At 66.4% G+C, this 21,587-nt stretch carries 14 protein-coding genes and 3 rRNA genes; 15 read left to right on the top strand and 2 right to left on the bottom strand.

Translation table 11 applies throughout. The features are described 5' to 3' along the window. Nucleotides 1-191: 191 nt before the first annotated feature. Both ACVW19_RS01940 and ACVW19_RS01935 read left to right on the top strand, forming a co-directional pair. Complete coding sequence (locus ACVW19_RS01940) at nucleotides 192-2,168, top strand: acetoacetate--CoA ligase (RefSeq protein WP_457455951.1); 1,977 nt, start codon at nucleotides 192-194, stop codon at nucleotides 2,166-2,168. A gap of 118 nt (nucleotides 2,169-2,286) precedes the next feature. Beyond that, on the top strand, nucleotides 2,287-3,177 hold the full coding sequence (locus tag ACVW19_RS01935) for a hypothetical protein (protein ID WP_457455949.1): 891 nt from the start codon (nucleotides 2,287-2,289) through the stop codon (nucleotides 3,175-3,177). Between the two features lie 120 nt (nucleotides 3,178-3,297). Here the strand turns inward: ACVW19_RS01935 and ptsP are convergent, their stop codons facing one another. Together ptsP and ACVW19_RS01925 are read right to left on the bottom strand one after the other, a co-directional pair. Beyond that, nucleotides 3,298-4,968 carry a phosphoenolpyruvate--protein phosphotransferase gene (gene ptsP / locus ACVW19_RS01930; protein ID WP_457456053.1) on the bottom strand — a complete coding sequence of 557 codons (1,671 nt, stop codon included), beginning with the start codon at nucleotides 4,966-4,968 and terminating at the stop codon, nucleotides 3,298-3,300. Nucleotides 4,969-5,045: 77 nt separating this feature from the next. Beyond that, the gene (locus ACVW19_RS01925; protein ID WP_457455947.1) at nucleotides 5,046-5,495 is read right to left on the bottom strand and encodes a PTS sugar transporter subunit IIA; all 450 of its coding nucleotides are present in this window, start codon (nucleotides 5,493-5,495) and stop codon (nucleotides 5,046-5,048) included. A 561-nt stretch (nucleotides 5,496-6,056) separates the two neighbouring features. Here ACVW19_RS01925 and ACVW19_RS01920 point away from each other — a divergent pair. The 13 genes from ACVW19_RS01920 (at nucleotide 6,057) to ACVW19_RS01860 (ending at nucleotide 21,487) form a co-directional block, all read left to right on the top strand. Then, a 16S ribosomal RNA gene (locus tag ACVW19_RS01920) occupies nucleotides 6,057-7,582 on the top strand. 305 nt (nucleotides 7,583-7,887) lie between these two features. Continuing rightward, nucleotides 7,888-11,009, top strand: a 23S ribosomal RNA gene (locus ACVW19_RS01915). Between the two features lie 84 nt (nucleotides 11,010-11,093). After that, nucleotides 11,094-11,210, top strand: a 5S ribosomal RNA gene (rrf, locus tag ACVW19_RS01910). The 16S, 23S and 5S rRNA genes sit together here, the layout of an rRNA operon. Nucleotides 11,211-11,319: 109 nt before the next feature. After that, on the top strand, nucleotides 11,320-11,928 hold the full coding sequence (locus ACVW19_RS01905; protein WP_457455945.1) for a CDP-alcohol phosphatidyltransferase family protein: 609 nt from the start codon (nucleotides 11,320-11,322) through the stop codon (nucleotides 11,926-11,928). 115 nt (nucleotides 11,929-12,043) lie between these two features. Further along, nucleotides 12,044-14,539 (top strand): sugar phosphate nucleotidyltransferase, encoded by a 2,496-nt coding sequence (locus tag ACVW19_RS01900; protein WP_457455943.1) that lies wholly within the window; start codon nucleotides 12,044-12,046, stop codon nucleotides 14,537-14,539. Between the two features lie 119 nt (nucleotides 14,540-14,658). Then, the gene (locus ACVW19_RS01895) at nucleotides 14,659-15,573 is read left to right on the top strand and encodes a DUF881 domain-containing protein (protein ID WP_457455942.1); all 915 of its coding nucleotides are present in this window, start codon (nucleotides 14,659-14,661) and stop codon (nucleotides 15,571-15,573) included. Then, nucleotides 15,570-15,902, top strand: coding sequence for a small basic family protein (locus ACVW19_RS01890; protein WP_003988855.1), 333 nt, complete (start codon nucleotides 15,570-15,572; stop codon nucleotides 15,900-15,902). The genes ACVW19_RS01895 and ACVW19_RS01890 overlap by 4 nt, the downstream gene beginning before the upstream one ends. A 5-nt stretch (nucleotides 15,903-15,907) precedes the next feature. Then, nucleotides 15,908-16,795: a DUF881 domain-containing protein gene (locus ACVW19_RS01885; protein ID WP_457455940.1), complete on the top strand. Its 888-nt coding sequence runs from the start codon at nucleotides 15,908-15,910 to the stop codon at nucleotides 16,793-16,795. A gap of 61 nt (nucleotides 16,796-16,856) precedes the next feature. Beyond that, complete coding sequence (locus ACVW19_RS01880; RefSeq protein WP_457455938.1) at nucleotides 16,857-17,780, top strand: FHA domain-containing protein; 924 nt, start codon at nucleotides 16,857-16,859, stop codon at nucleotides 17,778-17,780. 46 nt (nucleotides 17,781-17,826) lie between these two features. After that, complete coding sequence (ftsR, locus tag ACVW19_RS01875; protein WP_457455937.1) at nucleotides 17,827-18,570, top strand: transcriptional regulator FtsR; 744 nt, start codon at nucleotides 17,827-17,829, stop codon at nucleotides 18,568-18,570. An 84-nt stretch (nucleotides 18,571-18,654) separates the two neighbouring features. Further along, complete coding sequence (locus tag ACVW19_RS01870) at nucleotides 18,655-19,128, top strand: bifunctional nuclease family protein (protein ID WP_003988851.1); 474 nt, start codon at nucleotides 18,655-18,657, stop codon at nucleotides 19,126-19,128. Nucleotides 19,129-19,346: 218 nt separating this feature from the next. After that, the gene (locus ACVW19_RS01865; RefSeq protein ID WP_457455935.1) at nucleotides 19,347-20,033 is read left to right on the top strand and encodes a MerR family transcriptional regulator; all 687 of its coding nucleotides are present in this window, start codon (nucleotides 19,347-19,349) and stop codon (nucleotides 20,031-20,033) included. Between the two features lie 98 nt (nucleotides 20,034-20,131). Next, nucleotides 20,132-21,487: a DNA polymerase IV gene (locus ACVW19_RS01860; protein WP_457455933.1), complete on the top strand. Its 1,356-nt coding sequence runs from the start codon at nucleotides 20,132-20,134 to the stop codon at nucleotides 21,485-21,487. Nucleotides 21,488-21,587: the final 100 nt, after the last annotated feature.

Genomic DNA, 21,587 nt, shown 5'->3' with positions numbered 1-21,587 from the left:
GTGCACCTCACACGAGTGTCGTTCAACTGCCGTTCACCCGTGAACGGACCACATCTTCACGACACGGACTGTGGGGGCACGCCCTGGTTCGGAAGACGATCACATGGCATCGTTCCTGTCAGCCGCGTCACGCGCACACCCCAGCCCGTGCGCGCAGGACGCACACGACGCGCACAGTCCGGGAGCCGCCCATGTCGACCGAGAACCCCCAGCCGCTCTGGCAGCCTGATCCGCAGCGCATCGCCCGGGCCAGGATCACCGCGTTCCAGGCAAGGGCCGCCGAGCGGCACGGCGCCCCCGCCGAAGGCGGTTACGCGGCACTGCACCGCTGGTCCGTGGACGAGCCGGAAACCTTCTGGAAGGCCGTCACGGAGTGGTTCGACGTCCGCTTCTCGACCCCCTGCACGCGCGTGCTGGGCGACCGTTCGATGCCCGGCGCCCAGTGGTTCCCCGGTGCCACCCTCAACTACGCCGAACACGCCCTCCGCGCGGCGGCGGCCCGCGCGGACGAGCCGGCGCTCCTGTACGTCGACGAGACCCATGACCCCAGGCCCGTCACCTGGGCCGAGCTGCGCCGCCGGGTCGGCTCCCTCGCCGCCGAGCTGCGCGCCCTGGGCGTACGTCCCGGAGACCGCGTCAGCGGCTACCTCCCCAACATCCCGCAGGCCGTTGTCGCCTTCCTGGCCACCGCTGCGGTGGGCGGCGTGTGGACCTCCTGCGCGCCCGATTTCGGCGCCCGCAGCGTGCTCGACCGCTTCCAGCAGGTCGAACCGGTCGTCCTGTTCACCGTCGACGGATACCGCTACGGCGGAAAGGAGCACGACCGCCGCGACGTCGTCGCCGAACTGCGCCGTGAACTGCCCACCCTGCGTGCGGTCGTGCACGTCCCCCTGCTCGGGACCGACGCCCCCGACGGAGCGCTGGACTGGTCGGCCCTGACCTCCGCGGACACCGAACCGGTCTTCGAGCAGGTGCCTTTCGAGCATCCGTTGTGGGTGCTCTACTCGTCCGGCACCACCGGACTGCCGAAGGCGATCGTCCAGTCCCAGGGCGGCATCCTGGTGGAACACCTCAAGCAGCTCGGACTGCACTGCGACCTGGGGCCGGAGGACCGTTTCTTCTGGTACACCTCGACCGGCTGGATGATGTGGAACTTCCTCGTCTCCGGTCTCCTCACCGGAACGACGATCGTCCTGTACGACGGCAGCCCCGGCTACCCGGACACGGGCGCCCAGTGGCGGATCGCCGAACGCACCGGCGCCACCCTCTACGGCACCTCCGCCGCGTACGTCATGGCCTGCCGCAAGGCCGACGTGCACCCCGCCCGCGACTTCGACCTCTCCGCGGTGCAGTGCGTCGCCACCACCGGCTCCCCCCTGCCGCCCGACGGCTTCCGCTGGCTGCACGACGAGTTCGCCGAGAGCGGGGCCGACCTGTGGATCGCCTCCGTCAGCGGCGGTACGGACGTCTGCTCCTGCTTCGCGGGGGCCGTGCCCACCCTCCCCGTGTACATCGGCGAACTGCAGGCACCCGGTCTGGGCACCGACCTGCAGTCCTGGGACCCGAGCGGAAAACCCCTGACCGACGAGGTCGGCGAGCTCGTGGTCACCAATCCGATGCCGTCCATGCCGATCCACTTCTGGAACGACCCCGACGGCAGCCGCTACCACGACAGCTACTTCGACACCTATCCCGGCGTCTGGCGGCACGGCGACTGGATCACCCTCACCTCGCGCGGTTCCGTCGTCATCCACGGCCGCTCCGACTCCACGCTCAACCGCCAGGGCGTCCGCATGGGGTCGGCGGACATCTACGAGGCCGTCGAACGCCTTCCCCAGATCAAGGAATCCCTCGTCATCGGCGTCGAACAGCCCGACGGCGGCTACTGGATGCCCCTGTTCGTGCACCTGGCACCAGGCGTCGTGCTCGACGAGGACCTGAAGGGGCTCATCCAGCGGACCATCCGTGAGCACCTGTCGCCACGCCATGTCCCGGACGAGATCATCGAGGTGCCAGGGGTGCCGCACACCCTGACCGGCAAGCGCATCGAGGTCCCGGTCAAACGCCTTCTCCAGGGCACGCCGCTGGAGAAGGCGGTCAACCCGGGGTCCGTCGACAACCTGGACCTGCTCACGTTCTACGAGGGCCTGGCCCGTCGCCGCACCTGACCCCCCGGACGGCGAGTGAGCGGGGCGCGGTGTCGCTCACTCGCCGTCACCTCCGTACGCCGTTGTCAGTGCCCCCGGTTACCCTGAGTGAGCATTGATCGACTGTACAGGGGGAGACATGACGTACACCGACCACCGAACCCTCCGGCGTGCCCTGCGCCGGGAAATCGCGGGCACCATCGGGGTGCTGACGGACGAGCACGACTTCCGCGCCATGCGGCACTACCGGAGCTTCGTCTTCGCCGACCACGCCACGTACCTCGCACACATGGAGGCTGTCCTCAGGACACGTGCCCTGCAGGGCAACCACACCACACTGGCCCTCTTCGATCCCGAGGAGTACGCGGCATTCTGCGCGCACACGGGCCTCGATCCCGACCACCGCACCAGCCGCACCCGCTTCACCGCCGAACTCGCGGTCACAGGACCCACCGTCCCCTACGAGGGGCAGCCGTTGGCCGACCTCCTGCCCGCCCTCGTCGGCGAGGCGGTCCGCCGGGCGACCTGGGAGTACGCGACCACACTCCTCGCCCGCCTCGGTGCCTGCGCCTCGTGTGGTGAGGACCTGGGCCGCGAGGCCTTCGCCCGCGCCTCCCAGCTGATCGTCCGCATCCTCGACACCGCGGGACCCGGTAACCGGCACCTCGTCTGCAGCGTCTCCGGACCACCCGAGACCCTGGTCGCCGTCCTGCACGCCGACGACAACGACGGACACATGGAACTGGACGACGCCGAGCTCCTCGAATTCACCACGGTGCTGGCAGTCGGCCTCGCCACCGGCAGTCCGGGCGGACTCGTCATGCGGACCACCGCACCAGGCACCGCCGACCGCATCCACGGCTGGCGGCTGCGTGCCCACGGCCTCGAACCCCTCACCGCGGGAGAGGTCTTCGACGCCTACTGCACCGACGTGGAATCCGGAGACCTCATCTCGCCCGAGTCCAATGTCGACTACTGCGAGCCGCCCGACCTCGCGGACGAGGGCCCGAGCCCGACCCACCGCCACTGAACACGAACGAGAAACGCAGAAGGGGAACCGGAGGGTCGGAGGGAAGGAAAAGGGGCGCCCCAGCAAATGGAGCGCCCCTCACGAAGAGCGGCTGGTCGGGCTGACTGCCCTGTCTGCCGACTACTCGCCCGACAGCACTGCCTGAGCGGCCTTACGGGCCTCCTCGGCGCTGTCGGTCGCACGGGCCGCCGCTGCGGCCCGCTCGCACTGCGCCAGCGTGAACTTCGCCAGCGCCGCCCGTACATAAGGAATGGACGCCGCGCCCATGGAGAGGGAGGTGACACCCAGACCGGTCAGCACCGAAGCAAGCAGCGGATCGGAAGCGGCCTCACCACAGACACCGCAGCTCTTGCCCTCGGCCTTCGCCGCCTCGGCGGACAGCGCCACCAGGTCGAGCAGCGCGGGCTGCCACGGATCCTGCAGCCGGGACACCGCGCCCACCTGGCGGTCCGCGGCGAACGTGTACTGCGCGAGGTCATTCGTCCCCAGCGAAAGGAACTCGACCTCCTGCAGGATCGAGCGCGCACGCAACGCAGCCGACGGAATCTCGACCATCGCACCGAACTTCGCACGCAGGCCCGCCTCACGGCACGCGTCGGCGAAAGCCTTGGCATCGGTACGGTCCGCCACCATCGGGGCCATCACCTCAAGCTGGACGGACAACCCCTCCGCGGCCTTGGCCAGCGCCGACAGCTGGGTACGCAGCACCTCCGGGTGGTCGAGCAGTGACCGCAGACCACGTACACCCAGCGCCGGGTTCGGCTCATCGGCCGGAGTGAGGAAGTCCAGCGGTTTGTCCGCGCCCGCGTCCAGCACGCGCACCACCACACGGCCCTCGGGGAAAGCCTCGAGCACCTGACGGTAGGCCGCGACCTGCTTCTCCTCGGAGGGAGCGTTCTTGCTGTCGTCCAGGAAGAGGAACTCGGTGCGGAAGAGACCGACGCCCTCCGCGCCCGCCTCGACCGCGGCCGCCACATCCGCCGGACCGCCGATGTTCGCCAGCAGCGGCACCGTGTGACCGTCGGCGGTCGCACCGGGCCCGGTCGACGCGCTCAGCGATGCCCTGCGCGCGGCCGCCGCAGCCTCGAGCTGCCCCTTCTTCTCCTCGCTCGGGTTCACGAAGATCTCACCGGTGCTGCCGTCCACCGCGATCATCGTCCCCTCGGCGAGCTCACCCGCACCCGGCAGGGCCACCACGGCCGGCACCCCGAGCGCCCGCGCCAGGATCGCGCTGTGGCTGGTGGGCCCCCCTTCCTCGGTCACAAAACCGAGCACCAGGGTGGGGTCCAGCAGCGCCGTGTCGGCCGGCGCCAGGTCCCGAGCCACCAGGACGTACGGCTCGTCGCTGTCCGGGACACCCGGCATCGGTACCCCGAGCAGCCGCGCGACGATCCGATTCCGGACATCGTCGAGGTCGGCCACGCGGCCCGCCAGATACTCACCGGCGGCAGCCAGCAGCTCGCGGTACGCGGCGAACGCGTCGTACACCGCACGCTCGGCGGTGCTGCCCGCGGTGATACGACGTTCCACGTCCGTCATCAGCTCAGGGTCCTGAGCCATCATGGCCTGAGCCTCGAGGACCGCCTGGGCTTCCCCGCCCGCCAGATTGCCGCGCGCCATCAGATCGGCCGCCACAGCCTCCACGGCCTTGCGGGCGCGCCCCTGCTCACGCTCCGCCTCTTCCGCCTGGATCTGCCTGGCCGGCGGTTCGAGCACGGCCGTTCCCATGTGCCGAACCTCGCCGATCGCCACACCGTGGCTCACGCCGACGCCTCGCAGCGTTGTCTCCATCTCACCGTCTCCGATAGTGCGGCGGCCCGCGCCGCCGCGTTGATTGCCCTGCTCGCCGTCCTGGGACGGCGCTGACGTCACTTCCAGAGGAAGAGACTGTCGCCGGCCTTCACTTCGCCGTCGTCGCGCAGCTCGGAGAGAGCCTCCGCAGTGGCTTCCAGGGCCACGACCGGGCACACCGGGGACTTGCCGGCGGCCTCGACGGCGGCAGGGTCCCAGCGCACGATGCTCTGACCACGGGCCACGGTGTCGCCCTTGTTGACGAGCAGCTCGAAGCCCTCACCGTTGAGCTGCACGGTGTCGATACCGAGATGCGTCAGCACACCGTGCCCGCTCTCGTCGACGACGACGAACGCATGCGGGTGGAGAGAGACGATGACACCGTCCACGGGGGAGACGGCTGCGGAGGGCTCCCGTACAGGGTCGATCGCTGTACCCGGGCCGACCATGGCCCCGGAGAAGACGGGATCGGGCACGGACTCCAGTCCGATGGCCCGTCCTGCGAGCGGGGACGTCACGGTGGTCATGGGAAGCCTCCCAGGGGCGGAGATCTATAGGAGCCCGTCACTGCCTGTCTCGGACGGCGCACTGTGATGCAGGGTATGTCATAGGTAGTACCGGTTCCGTGTGAGAGGACCGATTAGAGGTCTAGACCACATCTCACAGTGATTTGCACCCGCTCCGCGGCCCCATGTACAGTCGAGGGCCTGCCTGGGGTTGAGCGGTGCGATCACGCGCGTTCTGTCTCTCGGCAGCCCAACTCATCAGATCTTATCTTGAGATCACCTTCTGCATGCCTGCAGGGCGGTGGTCAGGAGGTCGGAAAAACACTGATAGAGTCGGAAACGCAGAACCGAAGGGAAGCGCCCGGAGGAAAACCCGCGAGGGTGAGTACAAAGGAAGCGACCGTTCCTTGAGAACTCAACAGCGTGCCAAAAATCAACGCCAGATATGTTGATACCCCGTCTCCGGCCCCCAGGGCCGGGACGAGGTTCCTTTGAAAAAACACAGCGAGGACGCTGTGAACCGCCGGATCATTCCTCCGGCGGTTCCGCTCCCGTGTGTGTCACCGGGACACCCCGGAAGCATTCACGGAGAGTTTGATCCTGGCTCAGGACGAACGCTGGCGGCGTGCTTAACACATGCAAGTCGAACGATGAACCACCTCGGTGGGGATTAGTGGCGAACGGGTGAGTAACACGTGGGCAATCTGCCCCTCACTTCGGGACAAGCCCTGGAAACGGGGTCTAATACCGGATGACACCCCCGCCCGCATGGGCGGGGGTTGAAAGCTCCGGCGGTGAGGGATGAGCCCGCGGCCTATCAGCTGGTTGGTGAGGTAACGGCTCACCAAGGCGACGACGGGTAGCCGGCCTGAGAGGGCGACCGGCCACACTGGGACTGAGACACGGCCCAGACTCCTACGGGAGGCAGCAGTGGGGAATATTGCACAATGGGCGCAAGCCTGATGCAGCGACGCCGCGTGAGGGACGACGGCCTTCGGGTTGTAAACCTCTTTCAGCAGGGAAGAAGCGCAAGTGACGGTACCTGCAGAAGAAGCGCCGGCTAACTACGTGCCAGCAGCCGCGGTAATACGTAGGGCGCGAGCGTTGTCCGGAATTATTGGGCGTAAAGAGCTTGTAGGCGGCCTGTCGCGTCAATTGTGAAAGCCCGGGGCTCAACCCCGGGTCTGCAGTCGATACGGGCAGGCTAGAGTTCGGTAGGGGAGATCGGAATTCCTGGTGTAGCGGTGAAATGCGCAGATATCAGGAGGAACACCGGTGGCGAAGGCGGATCTCTGGGCCGACACTGACGCTGAGGAGCGAAAGCGTGGGGAGCGAACAGGATTAGATACCCTGGTAGTCCACGCCGTAAACGGTGGGAACTAGGTGTTGGCGACATTCCACGTCGTCGGTGCCGCAGCTAACGCATTAAGTTCCCCGCCTGGGGAGTACGGCCGCAAGGCTAAAACTCAAAGGAATTGACGGGGGCCCGCACAAGCGGCGGAGCATGTGGCTTAATTCGACGCAACGCGAAGAACCTTACCAAGGCTTGACATACACCGGAAACGCCCGGAGACGGGCGCCCCCTTGTGGTCGGTGTACAGGTGGTGCATGGCTGTCGTCAGCTCGTGTCGTGAGATGTTGGGTTAAGTCCCGCAACGAGCGCAACCCTTGTCCTGTGTTGCCAGCAGGCCCCTCGGGGTGCTGGGGACTCACGGGAGACCGCCGGGGTCAACTCGGAGGAAGGTGGGGACGACGTCAAGTCATCATGCCCCTTATGTCTTGGGCTGCACACGTGCTACAATGGCCGGTACAATGAGCTGCGATACCGCAAGGTGGAGCGAATCTCAAAAAGCCGGTCTCAGTTCGGATTGGGGTCTGCAACTCGACCCCATGAAGTCGGAGTCGCTAGTAATCGCAGATCAGCATCGCTGCGGTGAATACGTTCCCGGGCCTTGTACACACCGCCCGTCACGTCACGAAAGTCGGTAACACCCGAAGCCGGTGGCCCAACCCCTCGTGGGAGGGAGCCGTCGAAGGTGGGACTGGCGATTGGGACGAAGTCGTAACAAGGTAGCCGTACCGGAAGGTGCGGCTGGATCACCTCCTTTCTAAGGAGCATCTAGCTGCCGCAGGCAGCCAGAGCCACTGCGCCGGCATCCGTCCGGCGGTGGTCAGCTCATGGGTGGAACGTTGATTATTCGGCACCTTCAGCCAACTCGGGCTGCCAGTACTGCTCTTCGGAGCGTGGAACGCAGGCCGCGGGGGCGGGGGTGTCGGGCACGCTGTTGGGTGTCTGAGGGCACGGCCGCACGGCCTGTCTCTCGGTGCCGGCCCCGGTACAGCACCGCGCACGCGGTGCGTGACGGGTGGTCGGTCGTTGTTTGAGAACTGCACAGTGGACGCGAGCATCTGTGGCCAAGTTTTTAAGGGCGCACGGTGGATGCCTTGGCACCAGGAACCGATGAAGGACGTGGGAGGCCACGATAGGCCCCGGGGAGCCGTCAACCAGGCTGTGATCCGGGGGTGTCCGAATGGGGAAACCCGGCAGTCGTCATGGGCTGTCACCCACTGCTGAACACATAGGCAGTGCGGAGGGAACGCGGGGAAGTGAAACATCTCAGTACCCGCAGGAAGAGAAAACAACCGTGATTCCGGGAGTAGTGGCGAGCGAAACCGGATGAGGCCAAACCGCATGCGTGCAAGACCCGGCAGGGGTTGCGCATGCGGGGTTGTGGGATCTCTCGGTCATGGTCTGCCGGCCATGAGACGAGTCAGAAACCGCTGGCGTAGACGAAGGACATGCGAAAGGTCCGGCGCAGAGGGTAAGACCCCCGTAGTCGAAACGTCAGCGGCTCGTTGGAGAGACACCCAAGTAGCACGGGGCCCGAGAAATCCCGTGTGAATCCGGCGGGACCACCCGCCAAGCCTAAATATTCCCTGGTGACCGATAGCGGACAGTACCGTGAGGGAATGGTGAAAAGTACCGCGGGAGCGGAGTGAAATAGTACCTGAAACCGTGTGCCTACAAGCCGTGGGAGCGTCGCGCGGGGATTCGTCCCCGCGTCGTGACTGCGTGCCTTTTGAAGAATGAGCCTGCGAGTTTGCGGTGTGTTGCGAGGTTAACCCGGGTGGGGAAGCCGTAGCGAAAGCGAGTCCGAACAGGGCGCCCCAGTAGCACGCTCAAGACCCGAAGCGGAGTGATCTAGCCATGGGCAGGTTGAAGCGGAGGTAAGACTTCGTGGAGGACCGAACCCACCAGGGTTGAAAACCTGGGGGATGACCTGTGGTTAGGGGTGAAAGGCCAATCAAACTCCGTGATAGCTGGTTCTCCCCGAAATGCATTTAGGTGCAGCGTCGCGTGTTTCTTGCCGGAGGTAGAGCACTGGATAGGCGATGGGCCCTACCGGGTTACTGACCTTAGCCAAACTCCGAATGCCGGTAAGTGAGAGCGCGGCAGTGAGACCGTGGGGGATAAGCTCCATGGTCGAGAGGGAAACAGCCCAGAGCATCGACTAAGGCCCCCAAGCGTACGCTAAGTGGGAAAGGATGTGGAGTCGCACAGACAACCAGGAGGTTGGCTTAGAAGCAGCCATCCTTGAAAGAGTGCGTAATAGCTCACTGGTCTAGTGATTCCGCGCCGACAATGTAGCGGGGCTCAAGCGTACCGCCGAAGTCGTGTCATTGCGATATGTGCCCCCAACGGGGATCGTGATGGGTAGGGGAGCGTCGTGTGCCGGGTGAAGCAGCCGCGGAAGCGAGTTGTGGACGGTTCACGAGTGAGAATGCAGGCATGAGTAGCGATACACACGTGAGAAACGTGTGCGCCGATTGACCAAGGGTTCCTGGGTCAAGCTGATCTGCCCAGGGTAAGTCGGGACCTAAGGCGAGGCCGACAGGCGTAGTCGATGGACAACCGGTTGATATTCCGGTACCCGCTGTGAAGCGACAGACATCGAACCAGGCGATGCTAAGTCCGTGAAGCCGCCCCGGATCCTTCGGGTGAAGGGGAGTGGTGGAGCCGACGGACCAGACCTGCAGTAGGTGAGTGATGGGGTGACGCAGGAAGGCAGTCCAGCCCGGGCGGTGGTTGTCCCGGGGTAAGGGTGTAGGACGTCAGGCAGGCAAATCCGCCTGACACGTAGTCTGAGACCCGATGCCGAGCCGATTGTGGTGAAGTGGACGATCCTATGCTGTCGAGAAAAGCCTCTAGCGAGTTTCATGGCGGCCCGTACCCCAAACCGACTCAGGTGGTCAGGTAGAGAATACCGAGGCGTTCGGGTGAACTATGGTTAAGGAACTCGGCAAAATGCCCCCGTAACTTCGGGAGAAGGGGGGCCATCACCGGTGATCCGATTTACTCGGTGAGCTGGGGGTGGCCGCAGAGACCAGCGAGAAGCGACTGTTTACTAAAAACACAGGTCCGTGCGAAGCCGTAAGGCGAGGTATACGGACTGACGCCTGCCCGGTGCTGGAACGTTAAGGGGACCGGTCAGTCACTCTTCGGGGTGGCGAAGCTGAGAACTTAAGCGCCAGTAAACGGCGGTGGTAACTATAACCATCCTAAGGTAGCGAAATTCCTTGTCGGGTAAGTTCCGACCTGCACGAATGGCGTAACGACTTCTCGACTGTCTCAACCATAGGCCCGGTGAAATTGCACTACGAGTAAAGATGCTCGTTTCGCGCAGCAGGACGGAAAGACCCCGGGACCTTTACTACAGTTTGATATTGGTGTTCGGTTCGGCTTGTGTAGGATAGCTGGGAGACCGTGAAGCCGCCACGCCAGTGGTGGTGGAGTCGTCGTTGAAATACCAGTCTGGTCGTGCTGGATGTCTAACCTGGGTCCGTGATCCGGATCAGGGACAGTGTCTGATGGGTAGTTTAACTGGGGCGGTTGCCTCCTAAAGGGTAACGGAGGCGCCCAAAGGTTCCCTCAGCCTGGTTGGCAATCAGGTGGTGAGTGTAAGTGCACAAGGGAGCTTGACTGTGAGACCGACGGGTCGAGCAGGGACGAAAGTCGGGACTAGTGATCCGGCGGTGGCTTGTGGAAGCGCCGTCGCTCAACGGATAAAAGGTACCCCGGGGATAACAGGCTGATCTTCCCCAAGAGTCCATATCGACGGGATGGTTTGGCACCTCGATGTCGGCTCGTCGCATCCTGGGGCTGGAGTCGGTCCCAAGGGTTGGGCTGTTCGCCCATTAAAGCGGTACGCGAGCTGGGTTTAGAACGTCGTGAGACAGTTCGGTCCCTATCCGCTGCGCGCGCAGGAGTCTTGAGAAGGGCTGTCCCTAGTACGAGAGGACCGGGACGGACGAACCTCTGGTGTGCCAGTTGTTCTGCCAAGGGCATGGCTGGTTGGCTACGTTCGGGAGGGATAACCGCTGAAAGCATCTAAGCGGGAAGCCTGCTTCGAGATGAGGGCTCCCACCCACTTGATGGGGTAAGGCTCCCAGTAGACGACTGGGTTGATAGGCCGGATATGGAAGCGCCGTAAGGTGTGGAGTTGACCGGTACTAATAGGCCGAGGGCTTGTCCTCAGTTGCTCGCGTCCACTGTGTTGGTTCTGAAACCACGAACGACCCCACGCCCGTGGTGTGGTGCGGTTGAGTGTTTCATAGTGTTTCGGTGGTCATAGCGTGGGGGAAACGCCCGGTTACATTCCGAACCCGGAAGCTAAGCCCCAGAGCGCCGATGGTACTGCAGGGGGGACCCTGTGGGAGAGTAGGACGCCGCCGAACTTCTTTTAGAGCTCTGGCTCTTGGGCATGCAGCCCAAGAGCCAGAGCTTTTTTGTGTTGAGGTAAGGTCAGTGAGCATCATTGGTACGTTTCCCACAGGAGGCCCCCGGGTGGAGGTCCAGGAGACTCGCGTCCAGACGGACCGTGTCCTCACCATCCCGAACATCCTCAGCATGGCGCGGCTTCTCGGCGTCCCTCTCTTCCTGTGGTTGATCCTCAGGCCTGAGTTCGGCGGCCCGAAGAGTGACGGCTGGGCGCTTCTGGTGCTCGCGCTGAGCGGTGTCAGTGACTACCTGGACGGCAAACTCGCGCGACGGTGGAATCAGGTCAGCAGCCTCGGCCGACTTCTTGATCCCGCGGCCGACCGGCTCTACATCTTGTCGACTCTGCTCGGACTCACCTGGCGCGAGATTCTTCCGCTCTGGTTGACGGCTGTACTACTGGCACGTGAGCTGGTTCTACTGGTGATGGTGGGTGTCCTCCGGCGGCACGGCTATCCGCCGCCGCAGGTGAACTTCCTCGGGAAGGCGGCCACCTTCAACCTGATGTATGCCTTCCCCTTGCTCCTGCTCAGCGACGGTAGCGGCTGGATCTCGTCACTTGCTGCTGTTTTCGGATGGGCGTTCGCTGGATGGGGTACAACGCTGTACTGGTGGGCAGGAGTCCTCTATGTGGTCCAAGTCCGCCGCTTGGTGCGTGCGGACGCCATGGCCGGCTGAACTCGCTGACTGGCACGCGCAGAGTGGCGCGATGGCCCGCAGTGGAAACGTGCGGGACAATCTTGGCGTGTGAAGTCGGCTAGACCGTCGTCTCTTAGAGGAGGGCGCTTCCGACATGAAGGCCGTCGTGATGGCCGGGGGTGAAGGCACACGCCTTCGCCCCATGACCTCAAGCATGCCCAAGCCGCTCCTGCCGGTGGCCAATCAGCCGATCATGCAGCACGTTCTGCGGCTGCTCAAAAAGCATGGGCTCAACGAAACCGTTGTGACCGTCCAGTTTCTGGCGTCGCTCGTCAAGAACTATTTCGGTGACGGCGAAGAGCTCGGAATGGAGCTCACCTATGCCAATGAGGAGAAGCCACTCGGTACCGCAGGAAGCGTCAAGAATGCCGAGGAGGCATTGAAGGACGATACCTTCCTTGTCATCTCCGGCGACGCTCTGACAGATTTCGACCTCACCGAGCTGATCAATTTCCACAAGGAAAAAGGCGCGCTGGTCACGGTCTGTCTGACCCGGGTGCCCAATCCGCTGGAATTCGGTATCACCATCGTCGACGAGCAGGGCAAGGTCGAGCGTTTCCTGGAGAAGCCGACCTGGGGACAGGTCTTCTCCGACACGGTGAACACCGGGATTTACGTCATGGAGCCCGAGGTCTTCGACTATGTCGAGCCGGATGTGTCCGTCGACTGGTCCGGTGACGTCTTCCCACAGTTGATGAAGGAGGGCAAACCCGTCTACGGCTTTGTTGCCGAAGGCTACTGGGAAGATGTCGGCACCCATGAGAGCTATGTGAAGGCCCAGGCTGATGTCCTGGAGGGCAAGGTCGACGTCGACATCGACGGTTTCGAGATCTCGCCGGGCGTATGGGTGGCCGAGGGCGCCGAAGTACATCCCGATGCCGTGTTGCGCGGTCCGCTCTACATCGGTGACTATGCCAAGGTCGAGGCCGGCGCCGAAATCCGTGAGCACACGGTCTTGGGGTCCAATGTCGTCGTGAAGAGCGGGGCCTTCCTGCACAAGGCCGTCGTTCACGACAATGTGTACGTCGGCCCGCACAGCAACCTGCGGGGCTGTGTCCTGGGCAGGAACACCGACGTCATGCGCGCGGCGCGGATCGAGGACGGCGCCGTCATCGGCGACGAATGCCTGATCGGCGAGGAATCGATCGTCCAAGGGAATGTGCGGGTCTACCCGTTCAAGACGATCGAGGCGGGCGCTTTCGTCAACACCTCGGTCATCTGGGAGTCCAGAGGACAGGCGCATCTCTTTGGAGCCCGTGGAGTCTCGGGAATCCTGAACGTCGAGATCACCCCGGAACTCGCCGTGCGGCTGGCCGGCGCCTACGCGACGACGCTGAAGAAGGGATCGACGGTCACCACGGCCCGGGACCACTCCCGTGGTGCCCGTGCCCTGAAGCGTGCGGTCATCTCCGCGTTGCAGGCCAGCGCCATCGACGTACGGGACCTGGAGAACGTACCGTTGCCCGTGGCCCGGCAGCAGACCGCGAGGGGCAGCGCGGGCGGCATCATGATCCGCACCACACTCGGCGTGCCCGACTCGGTCGACATCATGTTCTTCGACGGACAGGGCGCGGATCTCTCGCAAGGCGGCCAGCGCAAACTGGACCGGGTGTTCGCGCGGCAGGAGTACCGGCGTGCGTTCCCGGGAGAGATCGGAGATCTGCACTTCCCGGCGAGTGTCTTCGACTCGTACACCGGGTCACTGCTGCGGAACGTCGACATCACGGGGATCGCGGAGTCCGGGCTGAAGGTCGTCGTGGACGCGTCGAACGGCAGTGCGGGGCTCGTTCTGCCGAGCCTGCTCGGCAAACTCGGTGTCGACTCGCTGACCATCAACCCCGGCCTGAACGAGTCCAGGCCGACCGAGACGGCCGATGCGCGGCGCTCGGGGCTGGTGCGGCTCGGTGAGATGGTGGCATCCTCCGGTGCCGCGTTCGGTGTGCGGTTCGACCCCGTCGGTGAGCGGCTGTCCCTGGTCGACGAGAAGGGGAGGATCGTCGAGGACGACCGGGCGCTACTCGTCCTGCTCGACCTCATCGCGGCCGAGCGGCGCAGCGGCAGGGTTGCGCTTCCCGTGACCACCACCAGGATCGCCGAACAGGTGGCGGCCTACCACGGCACGCAGGTGGAGTGGACGACCACCTCGCCCGACGACCTGACGCGCGTGGGCGGGGAGGAAGGGACGATCTTCGGCGGTGACGGCAAGGGCGGTTTCATCGTCCCGGAGTTCAGCCGGGTCTACGACGGCACCGCGGCCTTCGTCCGGCTCATCGGTCTGGTGGCGAGGACACAGCTCACGCTCAGCCAGATCGACGCGCGGATCCCGCGCGCGCACGTGATCAAGCGCGATCTGGCGACCCCGTGGGCCGTCAAGGGGCTGGTGATGCGGCGGGTCGTCGAGGAGGCCGGTGAACGCTTCGTGGACACCACAGACGGTGTACGCGTGGTGGAGCCCGACGGCCGCTGGGTGATGGTGCTGCCGGACCCGGCCGAGGCGGTCACCCACCTGTGGGCGGAGGGACCCGACGACGCCTCCGCCCAGGCCCTGCTCGACGAGTGGGCGGCCGTCGTGGACAGCGCGGGACGATAGGCGGGACGGCGGAACCAGCGGTACACGTGCGTGCCGGACAAGTGTCCCCAACGGGGCCTGTCCGGCACGCCGGTAGGGCCGTTCGGAGGTAGTGGCCGTGGCGTGCGACGATGTGCGGCATGCCGCAGCAACCCCCCGTTCGGAGCACACCCCAGCGGCCTCCGCGCCCGGACGCGTCCATGTCGTTGCTCACCAACGTGATGGACCACAGCCTCGACGAGGGATACGCCGAGGCCGCCGCGCGGAAGCAGGCCGACGGCAGCGGCGGTATGCCGAAGACCCTCAGGGCGAAACTGGGGCTCGCCGGTGGTCTGGTGCTCGCCGCCCTGGTCGTGACCGTCGGAGCCGCGCAGGCCAGGGTGGCGGCCCCCGGCGTCGCCAAGGAGCGCGAGGAGCTGATCGACAGGATCGACCGCGAGACCGAGGCGGCGGACAAGCTCAAGGACGGCGTCGACGCACTCCGTGACGATGTGGGCGCGCGGCAGCGTGAGGCGCTCAAGCACAGTGGTGAGGGCGACCGTACCGAGCTGGTGGGCGTCCTGGCGGGCGCCGTCGCGGTGCACGGACCCGGGGTGAAGCTCGTGGTGAACGACGCCAAGGACACGAGCGCCGGTGGGGACGGCGACGCGCGGTCGACCTCCGGGTTCTCCGACACCGGGCGGGTCCGCGACCGTGACATGCAACGCGTGGTCAACGGGCTGTGGGAGTCCGGCGCCGAGGCCGTCTCGATCAATGGGCAGCGGCTGACCGCTCTGTCTGCGATCAGGGCCGCGGGAGACGCGATACTGGTCGACAACAGGCCGCTGGTACCGCCGTACACGGTGCTCGCGGTGGGGGACGGCCGACAGCTGAGCAGCCGGTTCCAGAACAGCGCGGACGGGCTGTATCTGCAGGCCCTGGAGGAGAGCTACGACATCCGTACCGAACTTTCGGTGGAGGACGCCCTCCGGCTGCCCGCCGCACCGAGTGTGATCGTACGAACCGCACAACCGATAACCGAGACGACACCTGCAACTGAGAAGGGCATATCGTGATCGCCGTACTGGGCCTCGTCGTGGGAGTCGTGGCCGGCCTGTTGGTCCGGCCCGAGGTTCCGGCGGTCGTCGAGCCTTACCTGCCGATCGCCGTCGTGGCGGCGCTCGACGCCGTCTTCGGCGGGCTGCGGGCCATGCTCGACGGCATCTTCGACGACAAGGTCTTCGTGGTGTCGTTCCTGTCGAACGTGGTGGTGGCCGCGCTGATCGTCTTCCTCGGTGACAAGTTGGGCGTGGGAGCCCAGCTGTCCACCGGGGTCGTGGTCGTCCTCGGCATCCGGATCTTCTCCAACGCCGCGGCTATCCGCCGGCACGTGTTCCGGGCGTGAGGCCGATGAGCGATCACGAGCACGACAGGACGACGCCCGAGTCGGTAGCCGGACCACGCCCGGCAGCCGGTGGCAGCCTCCGCAAGGAGTTGCCCGACGAGGTGTCCGTACCCGCCCCCGCGCCCGCTGTCGAGGACGGGGAGACACCGCCGGAGCCGCCCGGATCCGGCCTGACCGGACGGCAGCGGCTGGTGAAAGGGCTGTGGCCGCCACGGATCACCCGGGCTCAACTCATCGTCGCCGTGCTGCTGTTCGGCCTGGGTTTCGGTCTGGCCGTCCAGGTTGCCTCGAACAGCGAGGGTGACAGTGCCCTGCGCGGGGCCCGCCAGGAAGATCTTGTTCGTATCCTCGATGAACTCGACGACCGCACAGAGCGTCTTGAGGATGAGAAGCAAGGGCTCGAGAAGCAGCGTGACGAGTTGGAGAACAGCTCCGACCAGGCCGAGGAGGCCCGGAGACAGACGGCCGAGAAGGAACGGCAACTCGGCATCCTGGCGGGCACCGTGGCCGCGCAGGGGCCCGGCATCACGTTGGTCATCGAGGACACGAAGGGGATGGTGAAGGCGAACATGCTGCTCGACGCCGTCCAGGAGTTGCGCGCGGCCGGCGCCGAAGCCATCCAGTTGGACGGCGTGCGGGTCGTGGCGGGCACCTACCTGTCCGATTCCGGCAACGGGGTGAGCGTCGACGGGAACAAGATCACTGCTCCCTATCGTTTCAAGGTCATCGGCAAGCCGCAGGATCTCGAACCGGCGCTCAACATCCCAGGAGGTGTGGTGCAGACTCTCGAGAAGGAACAGGCCACCGCTTCCGTGGAGCGGTCGGCCAAGATCGTCGTGGATGCCTTGCGGCCGGCGAAGCAGCCTGACTACGCTCGGTCGTCCTCCCAGTGAACCGGGGGTGCATGGGGGGTGGCCGGCGAGGGCATGAGGTTGCGGGGGGTCGGCGCACCGAATGGGTGGTGCGTGGTGGAAACTGTCTGGTGGATACGGACGTTGTGAGGATGTCCGGGTCGGCCAATGTGTTCAGTCAGGGTTCGTCCTGCCCCACGGGCGGGTCTGTTTCGGTCAAGGGGAATCGCCCGTGAAGTTGTTTGGGAAGTTGTTCGGCAAGAGCGCACGAGAAGGCCGGGACAGCGAGACTGCCCGGCATCGCGCACAGCCGGAGGCGGAAGGTTCACGTCCGCTGTTCCGGGACCAGGTGGGCGGCCAGGGCGCGCCGTCGGTTGACCCTGCGCAGTCGAGCGGCATAGGTTTCGGGCAACCGTCAACCTCAGGTACGGGTGGAGGGTTCTCCGACCCGTACGCGTCCCAAGCCCCCGGTGGGCAGGAGGATCCGTCCATGTCGGTCCTGGTATGTACGAGGTGCGGTAACCGCAACCCGGAGAACAGCCGGTTCTGCTCCAACTGTGGAGCTCCGCTCCGGCCCGGCGTCGCCCCGGAGCGCCCCTCCGAGACGACCTCCACCATCTCCATCTCCGGTCTTGAGGCCTACGACGCGGAGGCCACCGGCCAGACGCAGATGCCGATGCTGTCGCCCGAGGCGCAGGCGGCCGTCGACGCGCTGCCGGTGGGTTCGGCACTCCTGGTCGTGCGCCGCGGGCCGAACTCGGGCAGTCGCTTCCTGCTGGACGGAGACCTGACGACGGCCGGCCGGCACCCGCAGAGCGACATCTTCCTGGACGACGTGACGGTCTCGCGTCGGCACGTGGAGTTCCGCCGCGGCCAGGACGGTTCCTTCACGGTGGCCGACGTGGGCAGTCTGAACGGCACGTACGTCAACCGCGAGCGAATCGACCAGGTCGGTCTGTCGAACGGTGACGAGGTGCAGATCGGCAAGTACCGGCTGGTGTTCTACGCGAGCCAGCGGGGCTACTGACCCTCCCCGGGTTCCGTCCGGGGCACCCTGACCCCAGGGAAGGTCCATGCTTCACACACCGAGCGGCGGTGCCGGGCACGGCACCGCCGCAGCGGAAACCGGGCTGATGAGCATCGGCACGGTGCTGAACGTGCTGCGCGAGGAATTCCCCGAAGTCACCATCTCCAAGATCCGCTTCCTGGAGTCGGAGGGGCTCATCGAGCCGCAGCGGACCCCCTCGGGGTATCGCAAGTTCAGCGCGGCGGACGTCGAGCGGCTCGGTCATGTCCTGAGGATGCAGCGGGACCACTATCTGCCGCTCAAGGTGATCCGTGAGCACTTGGAGGCGATGGAGCGCGGCGAGGCCCTCCCGCTGCCGGTGCTGTCCCGACAGCGGGAGGGGGAAGTCGGCCCCGAGCCGTCCGCCGATCCTGCCTCCACGGCGGCCCGGATCGGGCGGGCGCAGCTGCTGGCGGCCGCCGGCATCGACCAGGAGCAGCTCGCGGAGTGGGAGTCGTACGGGCTGCTCGCTCCCGTCGAGGACGAGGTGTACGACGCCGAGGCGGTCACCGTCGCCGGTCTCATCACCGAGCTGGGGCGGTTCGGGATCGAGCCGAGACACCTGAGGGCGATGAAGGCCGCCGCGGAGCGGGAGGCCGGGCTGGTGGATCAGGTCGTCGCCCCGCTCAAACGCCACCGCAACCCGCAGACCAGGGCTCATGCGCAGGCGCGTGCGAAGGAGCTCGCCGGTCTCACGGTGAAGCTGCACGCCGCGCTGGTGAGCTCGGCGCTCGGGGTGCGGCTGCCCTGAGGGGCACGGGATCGGGGGACCGGATCGGCCACCTGATCCCGGCCCGACTACCCAAACGTCCCGGGCACGGCCTAGGGTTGCTGTGTGAACGAGCTCGATGTCGTAGGTGTCCGGGTCGAAATGCCCTCGAACCAACCGATCGTGCTGCTGCGCGAAGTGGGAGGCGACCGGTACCTCCCCATCTGGATCGGGCCGGGGGAGGCCACGGCCATCGCCTTCGCCCAGCAGGGCATGGCTCCGGCGCGCCCGCTGACCCACGACCTCTTCAAGGACGTGCTGGAAGCCGTCGGCCAAGAGCTCACGGAAGTGCGCATCACGGATTTGCGCGAGGGGGTCTTCTACGCGGAGCTGGTCTTCGCCAGCGGCGTGGAGGTGAGTGCCCGGCCGTCCGACGCCATAGCGCTGGCGCTGCGCACGGGGACGCCGATCTACGGCAGTGACACAGTCCTCGACGACGCGGGGATCGCCATCCCGGACGAGCAGGAGGACGAGGTGGAGAAGTTCCGCGAGTTCCTCGACCAGATCTCGCCGGAGGACTTCGGCTCCAGCAGCCAGTGAGCGGCGGTGACCGTCCCGCCGGATTCCCGCTCGGACCGGTGGTGCGCGAGGGCGTCGCACGCCCCGCGCAGAAGGCATTCGGCTAGCCTTTCCCCGCGGTGGGGCACGGGAAACCACTCTTAGGGTGATTATCACTCGGCGTGCCGAGTGTGGCGATCGTTGACGCACCCTTGGTGACTGCCTACCGTCGAGGAGGCAGGTCGAGGACGGAGGTCGGCGTGAGAAGCACCGGCGACGGTACAGCTGGGGGCGCCCCCGGACACGGTCTCGGGGCGAGCGGTCCGTACCCTCACCCAGGCGCTCAGCTCCGCGCGAGCGGGGCGTATGCCCATCACGGCAGTGCGGCCGATCATGCTCCGCAGCGGCCGGCGGCCGTGCCGAGCAGCGGAGGGGCGACGAGGTCCATGGTGTCCGAGGAGATCGGCTATCGCGGCCCCACGGCCTGCGCGGCCGCCGGCATCACCTACCGGCAACTGGACTACTGGGCTCGCACGGGCCTGGTCGAGCCAAGTGTGCGGCCCGCGCACGGCTCCGGGACACAGCGGCTGTACAGCTTCCGGGACGTCGTCGTCCTGAAGATCGTCAAGCGGTTCCTGGACACGGGCGTGTCGCTGCAGAACATTCGTACCGCCGTCCAGCATCTGCGGGAGCGAGGCTTCCGAGACCTGGAGCGCATGACGCTGATGAGCGACGGCGCCACGGTCTACGAGTGCGACACGCCGGATGAGGTCCATGCCCTGCTCCAGGGCGGCCAGGGGATTTTCGGGATCGCCGTCGGTGTGGTGTGGCGGGATGTCGAGAGCGCGCTGTCCCAGTTGCACGGGGAGCGTGTCGACACCGGGGAGACGCTGATCGGGCCCAACCCGGCGGACGAGCTGGCGCGGCGGAGGAACCGCGCGGTCTGAGCCGTCGGGGCCGGCTGAGCGGCCCGTGTCGTCCGGGGCGGCCGGTGGCCGGCCCGTGCGGCAGGGCATTGTCAGTGGCGTAGGGCAGCATCGGAGATGTGAGATCCGCGCCTACCATCCTGCATCTCGACATGGATGCCTTCTTCGCCTCGGTGGAGCAGGCGTCCAAGCCGAGCCTGCGAGGGAAAGCCGTGGTGGTGGGCGGGCTCGGACCGCGTGGAGTGGTCGCCACCGCCTCGTACGAGGCCCGGCTCTTCGGCGTGCGTTCCGCGCTGCCCATGGCGCAGGCGCGGCGGCTCGCGCCGAACGCGGCGTATCTCGTGCCGCGCTTCGCGTTCTACCGGTCGATCAGCGACCAGGTGATGGGGCTGCTGCGGGCGCTGTCGCCGCTGGTGGAGCCCTTGAGCCTGGACGAGGCGTTCGTGGACCTGGAGGCCGGCGGGGCGGCCTGGGACGAGCGATCGGCCCGGCTGGCCGGGGCAAGACTGCGCGCGGACATACGGGCGGTCACCGGGCTCACAGGGTCCGTCGGGCTCGCCGCCTCCAAGATGCTGGCGAAGATCGCCTCGGAGCAGGCGAAGCCCGACGGGCTGGTGCTCATCGAGCCGGGGAGGGAGCGGGCCCTGCTGGCGCCGCTCCCGGTCAGGACGCTGCCGGGAGTGGGGCCCGCCACCGGTGACCACCTGCGCAGGGCCGGGATCCACACGGTCGACGAGCTCGCCGAGGCCGGGGAGGACGAGCTGGTGCGGTTGCTCGGCAAGGCACACGGACACGCGCTGTACGCCATGGCTCTGGCACGGGACGAACGGCCCGTGGTGGCCGAGCGGGAGACGAAGTCGGTGTCGGTCGAGGACACGTATGACGTGGACATTCACGACCGGGTGCGGGTCGGCACAGAGGTACGACGGCTCGCCGACCGCTGTGTGCGCAGACTGCGGGGAGCGGGGCTGGCGGGACGGACCATCGTGCTGAAGGTGCGGCGCTACGACTTCTCGACGCTCACCCGGTCCGAGACGCTGCGAGGGCCCACGGACGATCTGGCGGTGGTGCGCGAGGCGGCGGCGCGGCTGCTGGACTCGGTCGACACGACAGGCGGAGTACGGCTGCTGGGCGTGGGAGTCAGCGGACTCGCGGACTACACCCAGGAGGACTTGTTCGCACAGGCGGCGGGAGGCAGGGGGGAGGAGTCGCCGGGCGAGGAGGGCCAGATGGCCGCACCCACGGAGGAAGAGCAGCGGACGAGCGCGGAGCGGCGCTGGCCGGCCGGGCACGATGTACGGCACACCGAGTACGGGCACGGGTGGGTCCAGGGCAGCGGCTTGGGGCGGGTCACGGTCCGGTTCGAGACGCCCGACTCGGCGGTGGGACGGGTGAAGACCTTCCGTACCGACGACCCGGCCCTGCAACCGGCGGACCCGCTGCCACTGGTGGATCGAAGTCCCGGGGAGAGCTAGAGGCCGCGGGTCGGCGCGGAGACTAGCGACGGCTCGGGGGCGAGTCCCGGGGGCATGGATCCGGGGCACTCGCAGGTGTGAGGGGGCCGCGGGCTTCGTG

The sequence above is a fragment of the Streptomyces sp. TE5632 genome, assembly GCF_054061295.1.
The sequence above is the reverse complement of the archived record's forward strand: the minus strand, read 5'-3'. Positions and strand labels throughout refer to the sequence as shown.